The following is a 13,483-nucleotide window of genomic DNA, read 5'->3' as shown; positions in this document are numbered from 1 at the left end:
CCTAATGACGGAGCCGAGATCAGGCGCGTTGTGGGCGCAGAAAATCTTTTGCACAATCGCCATCGGCCTGACGCAAATTGGGGCAATAAGCCTCGTGAATGCGAGGGAGGGTCTCATGGAGAACGTACGTCGCTACCGGGCGCTGGCGTCCCTCTGTCGTCAGCAGGCGGCCTACCGGCCGCTTCAGAACTGGGAACTCCTCGGCCAGGCCGAACATTTCGAGTATCTCGCCGAGGTCGAACTCAAGGCGCATTACGACGCGTGCAATGGGCAACATGGCGAGGGCGCCGCAACGCCCGCGGCATGGGAGACGCCGGTCGCGGCGTGACGGCGCCAGACACGCTTAATGCGACATCAGCGTCGGGACCGTCATGGCTTCCAGCATGGCGCGGGTGACGCCGCCGAGAACGCGCTCCTGCAATCGCGAATGGCCGTAGCCGCCCATCACCAGGAGATCGAGGCTCTCGTCGGCCGCCAGCGACAGGATGGTCGGCTGAATGTCGGCGCGCGTCGCCGACAGGCCGACGGTGCGGGTCGATAGTCCGCGCCGGCCGAGATGTATGGCCAGACTGTTCGCCGAAGCTTCGTCGGGAACCGCGCTGGCCTCGTTGATGGTGATGATCACGATCTCATCGGCGCGCGCCAGGAACGGTGCTGCATCGTGTACGGCGCGGGCAGCGAGGCGGCTGCCGTCCCAGCAGATGCCGATCCGCCTCGCCTCGAAAGCTCCATGGAAGGTGTAGGGCAGCAACAGCACCGGGCCGCCCGCCTGGAACAGGATTTCGCGCGGCACGTCGTTGTCGAACGAGCCTTGCACCGGATCGGGCTGGAGCACGACGCTGAGGTCGTGCAGCCGCGCCATCTCGCCGAGCGCGCCGGCAGCATCCGCCGGAATCGCGCCGATCGCGCGGCAGGTATAGGAGATGCCGGCGTTCGCGGCTTCGATTCCGAACACCGCGAGCGCGGCCTCGGCCCGCTCTACGGCGCGCTCGCGTTCCAGTTCGAACACGGCCGCCACCGCCGCACCGCCCTCCATCACGTATGCCGCACTTGTTGCGACATAGCCGACCGCGACCGCGTCGAGATGAGCGTTGAACCGTGCCGCGAGCGAAATCGAGCCCTCGATCGCGGGACGCATGGGACGTTCGGTGGGGATGTGGACGAGAATGTCTTTGTACATGGGGCGCCTCCGATGAACTTCATCCGGTGGCTGCAGTTTTTCACGGCCGGAAGCACATGCGTTGAGCTGCATCAAATGCGCAAGACGACTTTGCCGGGGCGGCACGCTCCCACGTTCTTTGCCAAGATTTAATCGGACGGACGGGACGCCGTAAGGTGCCGATGTCCATGTTGGCTGCAAGGCGACAGCTTCCAACATGGACATTTCGACATGAACGACCGCGTCAATTCCGACACCACGACGTCCCGCAAGATCTTGAGGCCGCGCCGGCTCGCGTTGCTCGGCACCGTGGCCGCGCTCGGCGTGGCCGTGCTGGCGGCTTCTCCCGGTTCTTCGCCGTTCGCGCTGAACTCATTCATTGCGCCGGCACAGGCGGCGGAAACCGCCACGACGCCGCCGGGCTTCGGCGACCTCGTCAGCAAGGTCAAGCCTGCCGTCATCTCGGTCAGGGTCAAGATCGACCGCGACAACGACAAGAGCGCCATGCTGCAGCAGAACCGGATGGACCAGGACGAGGATTCTCCGTTCGATCAGTTCTCGCGGCAGTTCGGCTTCCGTGGCCCAGGCGGCATGAACGGCATGCCGCGCCAGCGCCATCAGATGGTCACGGGCGAAGGCTCCGGCTTCTTTATCTCCGCCGACGGCTATGCCGTGACCAACAACCACGTCGTCGACCAGGCCACCTCGGTCCAGGTGACGATGGACGACGGCACGAGCTATACCGCGAAGGTCGTCGGCACCGATCCCAAGACCGATCTCGCGCTGATCAAGGTCGATGGCAAGAAGGACTTTCCGTTTGTCACATTCGCCGACCAGAAGCCGCGCGTCGGCGACTGGGTGGTCGCGGTCGGCAATCCCTTCGGCCTCGGTGGCACTGTGACCGCCGGCATCGTCTCGGCCAGCGGCCGCGACATCGGCAATGGTCCCTATGACGACTTCATCCAGATCGACGCGCCCATCAACAAGGGCAATTCCGGCGGCCCGGCCTTCGACATGAATGGCAACGTGATCGGCGTGAACACGGCGATCTTCTCGCCCTCCGGCGGCTCGGTCGGCATCGGCTTCGACATTCCGGCCTCGACCGCGAAACTCGTCGTCGCGCAGCTGAAGGACAAGGGCGCGGTGACCCGCGGCTGGCTCGGGGTGCAGGTGCAGCCGGTCACCGCCGAGATCGCCGACAGCCTCGGCCTGAAGGAGGGGCGCGGCGCCATCGTCGACAATCCGCAGGACGGCAGCCCGGCGGCCAAGGCCGGCATCGAGGCAGGTGACGTCATCACCGCCGTCAACGGCACCGCGATCAAGGACTCCCGCGACCTTGCCCGCACCATCGCCACCCTGGCCCCGGGCAGCTCGGTGAAGCTCGACGTCTTCCACAAGGGCGCGACCAAGACGCTGACGCTCGCGCTCGGCGAGCTGCCGAACGAGCGGCAGGCCAAAGGCAACGGCGGCGCTGACGAGGGCAAGGGGCAGCCGAACACCGGCACACCGCGCCTCGGGCTCGGCCTGGCTCCGGCCGGTGACGTCCAGGGCGCTGGCCAGAAGGGCGTTGTCGTCACCGAAGTCGATCCGCAAGGACCGGCGGCACAGCGCGGCATCCAGACTGGCGACGTCATCCTCAATGTCGGCGGCAAGGCTGTCGCAAATGTCGGCGACGTCAGGTCGGAGCTGGCGCAGGCCAAATCGTCCGGCAAGCGCAGCGTGCTGTTGCAGGTCAAGAGCGCGGAGGCGACGAGGTTCGTGGCGGTGCCGCTCGCCTGAGACGAACATCGACAGCCAAGAATCAAAAAAGGCGGCCCTTGGGCCGCCTTTTCCGTTCGGCTTCATGACCTCCGGGAGGGGCCGTCGATAACATTCGCGTTAACGGCAGGGATGGTGACGCGGTTCATATGAAAAAGCCGTGTTCGACCGTCACAGTTCCAATGCTCGTCAGCAACGACGCTGGCGAGAGTTGCAAGCGTGGAACTTCGAACCGCGGCGCCGCTTTGTGGAACTGGCCGGTGGTTCACATTTGATCGGTGCCGACATGGATCGATTGAAGCTCTCGCTGAGGGGGGCGCTGCTCGCGGCGCCGTTCGTGCTCTGGGCTGGAAGCGCGCTCGGTCGTGACGACGGCCGCTACGCGGACTCACCCCTCAAACCGTGGTTCGACAACCTGCGCAGCCATCTCGGTCCGTGCTGCTCTGACGCCGATGGTTTTGCCGTCGCCGATCCCGACTGGGAGTCGCGGGACGGGCATTATCGTGTTCGTCTCGACGGGGAGTGGATCGATGTGCCGGACGAAGCCGTCATCACCGAGCCGAACCGCGCCGGCCGCACCATGGTTTGGCCGGTGAAGACCGCGTTCGGGATCTCGATCCGCTGCTTCATGCCGGGCAGCATGATCTGAGCCAGGTCAGCGTCAACGCTTGCTGGATTTGCGCTTCGACGATTTCCTGGTTGTCTTCTTGGTGGTCCTCTTCTTGGTCGCTTTCTTCTTCGTAGCCTTCTTCGGGACCTTCTTGCCCTTCTTGCGCGCCTTCGACAGTCCGATCGCAATCGCCTGCTTGCGACTCTTCACGCGTCCGCCACGGCCTTTGCGACCGCTTTTTGCCGTACCCTTCTTGTAGCGGCGCATCTCGCTTTCGACATCGCTGCCGGAGCTGCGCGAGTAGCGACGTTTCTTTGCCTTGCGTGCCATGCATGTTCTCCCTTGGCCGAGAAGAACCGTTCGACCCGGGGCATGGTTCCGAAAGCTGCGTACCCGACATTCCGGGCGCGGGCCGCAGCCTAGAAGGAATTTGCCAGCTCGATCTCCGCTTCCAGTACCTGGATGCGACGTGCCGCCTCGGTGAAGGACAGATCGCGCGCATATTGTGCGGGCTGATACGCCTCTTCGCTCAGCCGTTTCAGCCTCAGCGACTGCGCCCGGGTCATCTGCTCGGTGAGGAAGACCCTGGCGTTGTATTTGCCTTGAACCTGCATCTGGCTTCTCCGTCCTGAAATCGTGACTTGACTATATGTTCTTATTTTGTTCTAACAAGTCATGGACAATAGAATTAATGAAATTCGACGTAAAATCAGTGCCTTGAGGCTAGAAATGGCCGACGTCGAGGCCGCCGTGCGCGATCGCATCAACGGCGATCGCGATTGCACCGAGCAAGCCTTGGCGCAGATGGATTTGCGGCTGAAGATCAATCTGTTGGTCGGCGAATGGAAGGCTGCCGGCGGCGGCGATGTCCTGCCTGACGTCCGCGGCCGGATGCGGCTTCGTTCCGTGAAGTCGGTCGGCGATCCCAAGCGCGCGAGCACACGGCGCTGAAAGCTTGGGGGCGCCATGGAGGAAGAGCCGGACACTTACCGGATCTTGAGGTTGCGCGCCGAGATTCTCGAACTGGGCTCTGCCATCCGGCAATTGCAGCGCGCGGGTCTCGATGATGCAGCGGCCCAACTTCTGATCGGACGCAAGCGGGCGCAGCTCGAGCATCTCGTGAAGATGAATTCTGTGAGCCTCGGCTCCAAGCGCCGGCTGCAATGAGCTGATGCGGGCGCTCGCCGATACCCGCGATTCCCGATCGATCATCGAGACGAAAAAGCCCGCGCCGGCGCGGGTTTTTGAGAGGGCGCCTGAGCCTGCATGCGAAAAACTCCTGAGTTAAATTGACGCAGGCAGTCAATCGCCTTTACTACAGGAGTTCCCGACGAAGCATCTGCCCGGCTTCACCTCGCTTCAAGATTGCTTGTCCTCTGTGATGATGAACACCACGCCGGTGAGGGTCGCGCCGATCGCGAACGTCGTCACCAATGTGAGGGCAAAAACGATCGCGGCCTGGCTTCCACCGTGATCGAGCAGGCGGGCGACGGCGGGATTGCACAGGATCAGCGCGAGACTGAAGGCGAGGCCGAGGGCCGCGCCCATCATCGTATGCGTCATCAGCTTGATGAGGCCGGCAGCGGAGATCAGGTCCGACGACTTTTTTGCGCGCATGGGAACAGCATCCCGATCTGGCATGCAAACGCGGGCAATAGTTGCTGGTTCCAAATAAATGAAGGAATTGTCATCACCGGCTTCATCCGACGTTCATGCCGGCCTTGCGAGGATGGGCGCTATCAAAACGGGACATTCGATATGGGCAAGGTAGTCTTTCTTTACCGCTCACTGGCCTATCGCAACGCCGCCGCGGACATGTTGCGCAAGGCGCGCAAGCTGCCGCGAGGCGCGGAGCGAAGCGCGGCCCGCCGCTATGCCAAGGCGCTCCGCGATCTCGCCCGAACGGAAGCCTGGCTCGAAGGCCGGGTCGCGCGCGAACCGCGGATGGTGCAACGTATGACGAGCGCGGCGTCCGGCCGGAGCTTCTCCCATTCCGGCTGAATCGAAACGGAAGCTCTCGATTCTCGTCTTGACGCGCTTTCTCAACGCGAAAACGATCTCCACTTCGCTGCAAATGCTCTCTAACCGGACGCGCGCTGCAATTCGGCAGAGCCGGCCTCTTCGAATTTACCCGATACGGCCGTCGCCGCCGTCTTGCGTGTCAGCGGCACCTCCAGACGGCACAACAGGCCTTCGGCTCGCCAATCGAACCGCGCCTGTCCGCCGAGCTGGGACTCGACGCTCGCGAGCAGGCTCCGGGTGCCGAAGCCGCGAGATTTCGGAGTCATGACCAGCGGACCGCCGGATTCCTCCCAGTTCAGCGTGAGCACTTGATCTTCGACCTGCCAGCCGATCGTGAGCCGTCCCGACCTCGTCGAGAGGGCGCCGTACTTGGCTGAGTTGGTGAAGAGCTCGTGCAATGCGAGCGCCAGCGTCTGGGCCGTCGCCGGCAGCAACTGGACTTCCGGACCCGCCAACATGATCTGGCCGCCAAGCGAATAGGGCGCAAGCTCCTCGTCGATCAGCCTGGAGAGCTCGGCGCCCTGCCAGCTCGACAGCGACAGGATGGTGTGCACGCGCGCCAGCGCGTTGATGCGTCCCTCGACGGCGCTCACATAGGCCTTGACCTCGTCGGCACGGGTGAGGCGAACGATCGACTGCGCCAGAGCCAGCGCATTCTTGGCGCGATGATCGACTTCCCGCGCCAAGAGATTCTGACGCTCCTCGGCGCGCTTGCGTTCGGTGATGTCCACGGTGACGCCGCTCACGCGCACGACGCGACTGCTATCGTCCACCGTTGCTGCCGCCGTGCCAACGCACCAGCGCACCTCTCCGTCGGGCCGCATGATGCGGAACTCGGTCTCGTAGGCCCGCGCGCCCTTGTTGAACTCGGCAATCGCCTTGCGCAACTGATCGACGTCATCGGGATGCAACAGCGCCTGGACATTGGCCGGGTTGACCTCGAAGCTCTCGGGGCTGACGCCGAAGATGCGATACTGCCCCTCGTCCCACATCCAGTCGCCGCTGATCCAGTCCCAATCCCAGGAGCCCATCTTGCCGGCGGCGATCGCCATGCTGCGCCGCTGCTCGCTCTCGCGCAGCTTCGCGGTGGAGTTTTCCAGCTCCGCCGTGCGTGCGCGGACGCGATCCTCGAGCTCCTGGTTCAGCCGTTCGAGCTCGCGGGTCTTGCGGTAGAGTTCGGCAAACACCTTGATCTTGGCACGCAGCACCTCCGGCACGACCGGTACCGGCACGTAGTCGACCGCGCCCATCTCGTAGCCGCGCAACCGGTCGATGTCGCTGACCTGGATGGCGGAGATGAAGATCATCGCGGTCTTCTGGAAGCGCGGATGCTCGCGGATCATTGCGGCAAGCTCGAAGCCGTCCAGCTCCGGCATGCAGACATCGACGAGGATCACCGCGATCTCGGTCTTGAGCAGCAGCTCCAGCGCCTCGCGTCCGGACGAGGCGATCACGAGGTTCTCGCCGAGATCCTTCAGGATCACCTCATAGGCGAGCAGCTTTGCCGGCTGGTCGTCGACGAGGAGGATGTTGACCTTTTCGTGGTCCATTCTCGGATCCAACTCAGCGGTGCAGCCACATGCGGATCGCAAGCAGCAATTGATCGGTGTTGACGGGTTTGGCGAGGTAGTCGGACGCGCCGGCTTCGAGGCATTTCTCCCGGTCGCCCTTCATCGCCTTGGCGGTCAGCGCGATGATCGGAAGGCGGGCGAAGGCCGGATTTTCGCGAATGACGCCGATGGTCTGATAGCCATCCATCTGCGGCATCATGATGTCCATCAGCACGATGGCGATCTCCGGGTTGGATTGGACCAGGGTCACCGCTTCGTTGCCGGTCGTCGCCGTCAGCACTTTCATGCCGCGCCGTTCCAGCACGCTCGACAGCGCGAAGATGTTGCGGGCGTCGTCGTCGACGAGCAGTGCGGTCTTGCCGATCAAATCCTCGTCGGAACTGTTCAGCTTCTCCAGCATGCGCTGCTTCTCGACCGGAAGTTCCGTGATGACACGGTGCAGGAACAGCGCGGTTTCGTCGAGCAGACGTTCGGGCGATTCCACGCCCTTGACCACGATGCTGCGCGCCATGGTGTGGAGTTCCGCATCCTCTTCCGCCGACAGCTCGCGGCCGGTGAACACCACGACGGGAATGTTCGACAGCGCCTCATCGTTGCGGATCTGGTCCAGTACCTCGAAGCCGCTCATGTCGGGCAGCCTGAGGTCGAGCACCACGCAGTCGCAGGGCGCATCGCGCAGCGTCGAGAGCGCGCCTGCGCCGGTGTCGGTCGTTACGATCTCGATGTCGTCATGGTGCAGCAGCTCGCGGATCGAGAGCTGCTCGGCCTCGTTGTCCTCGACGATCAGGAGCCGCTTGCGCCGTGGCCGCGCATATTCCTTGATCTGGGTCAGCGCGGCCGAGACGCCTTCGGTCGTCGTCGGCTTGTTGACGAAGGAGAATGCGCCACGCGCCAGTGCGTGCTGGCGGTCCTCGTCGAGCGTGATGATCTGCACGGGGATGTGGCGGGTCAGCGGATTGTGCTTGAGCTGGCTCAGCACGGTCCAGCCGAGCATGTCCGGCAGGAACACATCGAGCGAGACTGCTCGCGGCTGGTATTGCTTGGCGAGCTCCAGCGCCTCCGCGCCGCGGGCGGCGACCAGCACCTTGAATCCCTTGTCGCGCGCGAGATCGACCAGCACGCGCGCATAATGCGGGTCGTCCTCGACGATCAGGAGGATGCTGTCGCCGGGCTCGAGGTTGAGCCGGTCGTCGGGAAGTTGCTCGATGGCCCGCTGCTGCTCCGGCACGGCCGGCTGCAGTGCCGGCGGCTGATTGTGTTGCTGTGGCGCAGGCGCCGCGCGGGGCGCGAGCGTCGGGCCGGAGTACTTCAGCGGCAGATAAAGCGTGAAAGACGAGCCCTTGCCCGTCGCGCTGCGCAGATGGATCTCGCCGCCGAGCAGGCTTGCCAGCTCGCGGCTGATCGCAAGCCCAAGGCCGGTGCCGCCGTATTTCCGGCTGGTGCCGGCATCCGCCTGCTGGAACGCCTCGAAGATCAGCTTCTGCTTTTCCACGGGAATGCCGATGCCGGTATCGGACACTTCGAACGCGATCACGGCCGGGGCCGAATTCAGCACCGGATGATCGCTCCCCCAACCGCCGACCGCGCCGGCGACCCTCAGGCGGACCTCGCCCTCGGCGGTGAACTTGAAGGCGTTGGAGAGCAGGTTTTTCAGAACCTGCTGCAGGCGCTTGGAGTCGGTGACGAGGCTGCGCGGAAGGCTCGGATCGATGTCGATCTTGAACGACAGATTGCGGTTGTCTGCCTCGTGCCGGAACGGCCGCCCGACGGTCTCGAGCAGATTCGCGGTCAGGATTTCCTCGGCGTCGACCGTCACCGTGCCGGATTCGATCTTGGACAGGTCCAGAATGTCGCTGATCAGATTGAGCAGGTCGGTGCCGGCGCCGTGGATGGTGCGGGCGAACTCGACCTGCTTGGCAGAAAGGTTGCCGTCCGGATTGTCGGTGAGCTGCTGTCCCAGGATCAGGATCGAGTTCAGCGGCGTGCGCAGCTCGTGGCTCATATTGGCGAGGAATTCGGACTTGTACTTCGAGGTCAGCGCGAGCTCGGTCGCCTTTTCCTCCAGGGCGCGGCGGGCCTGCTCGATCTCCTGGTTCTTGCGTTCGACCTCGACGTTGCGCTCGGCGAGCTGCTGCGCCTTCTGCTCGAGCTGGTCGTTGGTCTGCTGCAACTCGCGTTGCTGGGTCTGAAGCTCGCCGGCGAGCTGCTGCGACTGCTTGAGCAGGCCTTCGGTCTGCATCGTCGCTTCGATGGAATTGAGCACGATGCCGATGGAGTCCGTGAGCTGCTCCAGGAACGTCATCTGCGAGGTCGTGAAGGAAACGAGCGAGGCGAGCTCGATCACGGCCTTGACCTGGCCCTCGAACAGCACCGGCAGCACGACGAGGTTCTTCGGCGCGACGCGGAACAGCGCCGAGTTGATCGGCACCACGTCGGATGGAATGTCGGCGACCACGCGCGGCCGCCTGTCGAGGGCGCACTGGCCGATCAGTCCGTCGCCGAACTGCAATACGCGCTGATACGGATAGATGCCGTCGCTGGCATAGGAGGCCAGCAGCAGGAGCTGCGGATTGTCCTCGCTCTCGACCTGGTAGATCACGCCGGTATGCGCGTTCACCAGTGGCGACAGCTCGGTGAGCAGCAGCCGGCCGACGGTGGTGAGGTCCCGCTGGCCCTGCAGCATGTTGGTGAATTTGGCGAGGTTGGTCTTCAGCCAGTCCTGTTCAGTGTTCACGTCCGTCGTGAGACGGAGATTCGTGATCATCGTGTTGATGTTGTCTTTCAGCTCGGCGACCTCGCCACGGGCGTCGACCTGGATCGATCGCGTCAGGTCGCCCTTGGTCACGGCAGTCGCGACCTCGGCGATCGCGCGGACCTGCGAGGTGAGGTTGGCCGCGAGCAGGTTGACGTTGCCGGTGAGGTCTTTCCAGGTGCCGGCGGCGCCGGGCACGTTGGCCTGACCGCCGAGGCGGCCCTCGACGCCGACCTCGCGCGCCACCGACGTCACCTGGTCGGCGAAGGTCGCGAGCGTCTCGGTCATGTTGTTGATGGTGTCGGCGAGAGCGGCGACCTCGCCGCGTGATTTCATCGTCAGGTTCTGCTTGAGATCGCCGTTGGCGACCGCGGTCACCACCTTGACGATGCCGCGCACCTGCTCGGTCAGGTTCGCCGCCATCAGGTTCACGGTGTCGGTGAGGTCCTTCCAGGTGCCGGCGACGCCGGGCACCTGGGCCTGGCCGCCGAGCTTGCCCTCGGTGCCGACCTCGCGCGCCACGCGCGTCACCTCGCCGGCGAAGGCGTTGAGCTGGTCCACCATGGTGTTGATGGTGTTCTTGAGCTCGAGGATTTCGCCCTTCACGTCGACGGTGATCTTGCGGGACAGGTCGCCGCGTGCCACGGCCGTGGTCACTTCGGCGATGTTGCGGACCTGTGTGGTGAGGTTCGCCGCCAGAAGGTTGACGTTGTCGGTCAAGTCCTTCCAGGTGCCGCCGACGCCGGGCACGACGGCCTGACCGCCGAGGCGGCCTTCGGTGCCGACTTCGCGCGCGACGCGCGTCACTTCGGCGGCGAAGGAGCGGAGCTGCTCCACCATGGTGTTCAGGGTGTCCTTGAGCAGCAGGATCTCGCCGCGCACGTCCACCGTGATCTTCTTCGACAGGTCGCCGCCGGCGATCGCGGTCGCGACCTCGGCGATGTTGCGGACCTGCGCGGTCAGGTTGGAGGCCATGAAGTTGACGTTGTCGGTGAGATCCTTCCACGTGCCGGCGACGCCGGGCACTTCGGCCTGGCCGCCGAGCTTGCCTTCGGTGCCGACCTCGCGCGCCACACGCGTCACCTCGCCGGCAAAGCCGTTGAGCTGATCGACCATCGTATTGATGGTGTTCTTGAGCTCGAGGATTTCGCCCTTCACGTCGACGGTGATCTTGCGCGACAAGTCGCCGCGCGCCACGGCGGTGGTCACTTCGGCGATGTTGCGGACCTGGGCGGTGAGGTTGCCCGCCATCGAGTTCACGCTGTCGGTGAGGTCCTTCCAGGTGCCGGCGACACCCGGCACGTTGGCCTGACCGCCGAGGCGGCCTTCGGTACCGACCTCGCGCGCCACGCGCGTCACCTCGCCCGCGAAGCGGTTGAGCTGGTCGACCATCGTGTTCAGCGTGTCCTTGAGCTGAAGGATCTCGCCGCGCACGTCCACGGTGATCTTGCGCGACAGGTCGCCGCCCGCGATCGCGGTCGCGACTTCCGCGATGTTGCGGACCTGGGCGGTGAGGTTGCCCGCCATCGAGTTCACGCTGTCGGTCAAGTCCTTCCAGGTGCCGGCAACGCCGGGCACGCCGGCCTGGCCGCCGAGCTTGCCGTCGGTGCCGACCTCTCGGGCGACGCGCGTGACTTCGCCGGCGAAGGCGTTGAGCTGGTCCACCATGGTGTTCAGCGTTTCCTTCAGCTGAAGGATTTCGCCCGACACGTTCACCGTGATCTTCTTGGAGAGATCGCCCTTCGCCACCGCGGTCGCGACCTCGGCGATGTTGCGGACCTGGCCGGTCAGGTTCGAGGCCATCGAATTGACGCTGTCGGTGAGATCCTTCCAGGTGCCGCCGACGCCGCGCACGACCGCCTGTCCGCCGAGCTTGCCTTCGGTGCCGACCTCGCGCGCCACGCGCGTCACCTCGCCGGCGAAGGCGTTGAGCTGGTCCACCATGGTGTTGATGGTGTCCTTCAGCTCCAAGATCTCGCCGCGCACGTCCACGGTGATCTTCTTCGACAGGTCGCCGCCCGCGACCGCCGTCGTCACCTCCGCGATGTTGCGGACCTGTGCTGTGAGGTTCGAGGCCATCGAGTTGACGCTCTCGGTGAGGTCCTTCCAGGTGCCGGCCACGCCGAGCACGTTGGCCTGGCCGCCCAGGCGGCCCTCGGTGCCGACCTCGCGCGCCACGCGCGTCACTTCGCCGGCGAAGGCGTTGAGCTGGTCTACCATGGTGTTGAGCGTCTCCTTCAGCTGAAGGATTTCGCCCGACACGTTCACCGTGATCTTCTTCGAGAGGTCGCCGCTCGCGATGGCCGTGGCGACGTCGGCGATGTTGCGGACCTGCGCGGTCAAGTTCGAGGCCATGAAGTTGACGTTGTCGGTGAGGTCCTTCCAGGTGCCGGCCACACCGGGCACCTGGGCCTGGCCGCCGAGCTTGCCTTCGGTGCCCACTTCGCGCGCCACGCGCGTCACTTCCGAGGCGAAGGAGTTGAGCTGGTCCACCATGGTGTTGATGGTGTCCTTCAGCTCCAGAATCTCGCCGCGCACGTCCACCGTGATCTTGCGCGACAGGTCGCCGCGCGCCACGGCGGTGGTGACGTTGGCGATGTTGCGCACCTGCGCGGTCAGGTTGCCGCACATCGCGTTGACGGAATCGGTGAGGTCCTTCCAGGTGCCGGCGACGCCGGGGACGATGGCCTGGCCGCCGAGCTTGCCGTCGGTGCCGACCTCGCGCGCCACGCGCGTCACCTCAGACGCGAAGGAGCGGAGCTGGTCCACCATCGTGTTGATGGCTTCCTTGAGCTGAAGGATCTCGCCGCGGACGTCGACGGTGATCTTCTTGGAGAGGTCGCCGTTCGCGACCGCGATCGTCACCTCGGCGATGTTGCGAACCTGGTTGGTCAGGTTGTTCGCCATCGAGTTGACGCTCTCGGTGAGGTCCTTCCAGACGCCGGTCACTTCCGGCACCTGGGCCTGGCCGCCGAGCTTGCCTTCGGTGCCGACCTCGCGCGCCACGCGCGTCACCTCTGAGGTGAAGACGCCGAGCTGCTTGATCATGGTGTTGACGATATTGGCCGATTGCAGGAATTCGCCCCGCAGCGGCCGGCCGTCGACGTCGAGCTTGACGGTCTCGAGCAGGTCGCCCTGCGCGACCGCCGCGACGGCACGCGTCACCTCGCGCGTCGGCCACAACAAATCGTCGATCAGCGTGTTGACGGAACCTTCCATGTCGGCCCAGGAGCCGGAGGCAAGGCCGAATTTCACGCGCTGGCGGGTCTTGCCTTCGCGGCCCACCACCTCGCCGACCAGTTCGAGCTGCTGCGCCATGCGCTGGTTGGCGGCGATGATTTCATTAAAAGTGTCGGCAATCTTGCCGTCGATGCCGAGATAATCGCCACTCATCCGCACGGAAAAGTCGCCGCTCCGCATCGCCTGCAAGGCGAGCAGCAATTCCGCCCGGGAATCCGGATCCGACATACCGTTGGCTTTTGGTTTTGGGATGCGACGACCGGAGCGTGATGCAGTTCCGGGATCGAGGTCGCTCATACTGATTCCCCCGCAGGCGCCGGCCGAATCCAAGGCGTGACGCATCTCGTCGAAATAGAGCGTCAGCCCAATTC

12 protein-coding genes are annotated in these 13,483 nt (G+C 64.6%); 6 read left to right on the top strand and 6 right to left on the bottom strand.

Annotated features, from left to right (window positions below; translation table 11 throughout):
- Window positions 1-115 precede the first annotated feature (115 nt).
- The gene (locus RX330_RS28605; RefSeq protein ID WP_317240698.1) at window positions 116-328 is read left to right on the top strand and encodes a hypothetical protein; all 213 of its coding nucleotides are present in this window, start codon (window positions 116-118) and stop codon (window positions 326-328) included.
- A gap of 15 nt (window positions 329-343) precedes the next feature.
- Here the strand turns inward: RX330_RS28605 and RX330_RS28600 are convergent, their stop codons facing one another.
- Window positions 344-1,180, bottom strand: coding sequence for a universal stress protein (locus tag RX330_RS28600; RefSeq protein WP_317240697.1), 837 nt, complete (start codon window positions 1,178-1,180; stop codon window positions 344-346).
- A 210-nt stretch (window positions 1,181-1,390) separates the two neighbouring features.
- Between RX330_RS28600 and RX330_RS28595 the strand changes: the two genes are divergently transcribed.
- Together RX330_RS28595 and RX330_RS28590 are read left to right on the top strand one after the other, a co-directional pair.
- Window positions 1,391-2,938 carry a Do family serine endopeptidase gene (locus tag RX330_RS28595; protein WP_317240695.1) on the top strand — a complete coding sequence of 516 codons (1,548 nt, stop codon included), beginning with the start codon at window positions 1,391-1,393 and terminating at the stop codon, window positions 2,936-2,938.
- Window positions 2,939-3,203: 265 nt separating this feature from the next.
- Entirely contained in the window at window positions 3,204-3,566 is a 363-nt protein-coding gene (locus RX330_RS28590) for a hypothetical protein (protein ID WP_212081825.1), read from the top strand.
- 12 nt (window positions 3,567-3,578) lie between these two features.
- Here the strand turns inward: RX330_RS28590 and RX330_RS28585 are convergent, their stop codons facing one another.
- Window positions 3,579-3,857: a DUF6496 domain-containing protein gene (locus RX330_RS28585; protein WP_317240694.1), complete on the bottom strand. Its 279-nt coding sequence runs from the start codon at window positions 3,855-3,857 to the stop codon at window positions 3,579-3,581.
- An 89-nt stretch (window positions 3,858-3,946) separates the two neighbouring features.
- A complete protein-coding gene (locus RX330_RS28580) occupies window positions 3,947-4,141 on the bottom strand; it encodes a DUF3072 domain-containing protein (RefSeq protein WP_317240693.1) in 195 nt (64 codons plus the stop codon).
- A gap of 115 nt (window positions 4,142-4,256) precedes the next feature.
- Here RX330_RS28580 and RX330_RS28575 point away from each other — a divergent pair, with 115 nt between their 5' ends.
- Together RX330_RS28575 and RX330_RS28570 are read left to right on the top strand one after the other, a co-directional pair.
- A complete protein-coding gene (locus RX330_RS28575) occupies window positions 4,257-4,478 on the top strand; it encodes a hypothetical protein (protein ID WP_212080842.1) in 222 nt (73 codons plus the stop codon).
- A 15-nt stretch (window positions 4,479-4,493) separates the two neighbouring features.
- Window positions 4,494-4,694: a hypothetical protein gene (locus RX330_RS28570; protein ID WP_212080843.1), complete on the top strand. Its 201-nt coding sequence runs from the start codon at window positions 4,494-4,496 to the stop codon at window positions 4,692-4,694.
- A gap of 192 nt (window positions 4,695-4,886) precedes the next feature.
- Here RX330_RS28570 and RX330_RS28565 read toward each other — a convergent pair whose 3' ends face one another.
- Window positions 4,887-5,144, bottom strand: a complete 258-nt coding sequence (locus RX330_RS28565; protein ID WP_212080844.1) for a hypothetical protein — start codon at window positions 5,142-5,144, stop codon at window positions 4,887-4,889.
- A 141-nt stretch (window positions 5,145-5,285) separates the two neighbouring features.
- Here RX330_RS28565 and RX330_RS28560 point away from each other — a divergent pair, with 141 nt between their 5' ends.
- Complete coding sequence (locus tag RX330_RS28560; protein ID WP_317240692.1) at window positions 5,286-5,528, top strand: hypothetical protein; 243 nt, start codon at window positions 5,286-5,288, stop codon at window positions 5,526-5,528.
- A gap of 80 nt (window positions 5,529-5,608) precedes the next feature.
- Here RX330_RS28560 and RX330_RS28555 read toward each other — a convergent pair whose 3' ends face one another.
- Together RX330_RS28555 and RX330_RS28550 are read right to left on the bottom strand one after the other, a co-directional pair.
- Window positions 5,609-7,099 (bottom strand): HWE histidine kinase domain-containing protein, encoded by a 1,491-nt coding sequence (locus RX330_RS28555; RefSeq protein WP_317240691.1) that lies wholly within the window; start codon window positions 7,097-7,099, stop codon window positions 5,609-5,611.
- A 13-nt stretch (window positions 7,100-7,112) separates the two neighbouring features.
- Window positions 7,113-13,409: a HAMP domain-containing protein gene (locus RX330_RS28550; RefSeq protein WP_317240690.1), complete on the bottom strand. Its 6,297-nt coding sequence runs from the start codon at window positions 13,407-13,409 to the stop codon at window positions 7,113-7,115.
- Window positions 13,410-13,483: the final 74 nt, after the last annotated feature.

This window comes from Bradyrhizobium sp. NDS-1 (assembly GCF_032918005.1).
In the GTDB taxonomy this organism is placed as follows: domain Bacteria; phylum Pseudomonadota; class Alphaproteobacteria; order Rhizobiales; family Xanthobacteraceae; genus Bradyrhizobium; species Bradyrhizobium tunisiense.
This window is presented reverse-complemented; position numbering and strand designations above follow the sequence as displayed.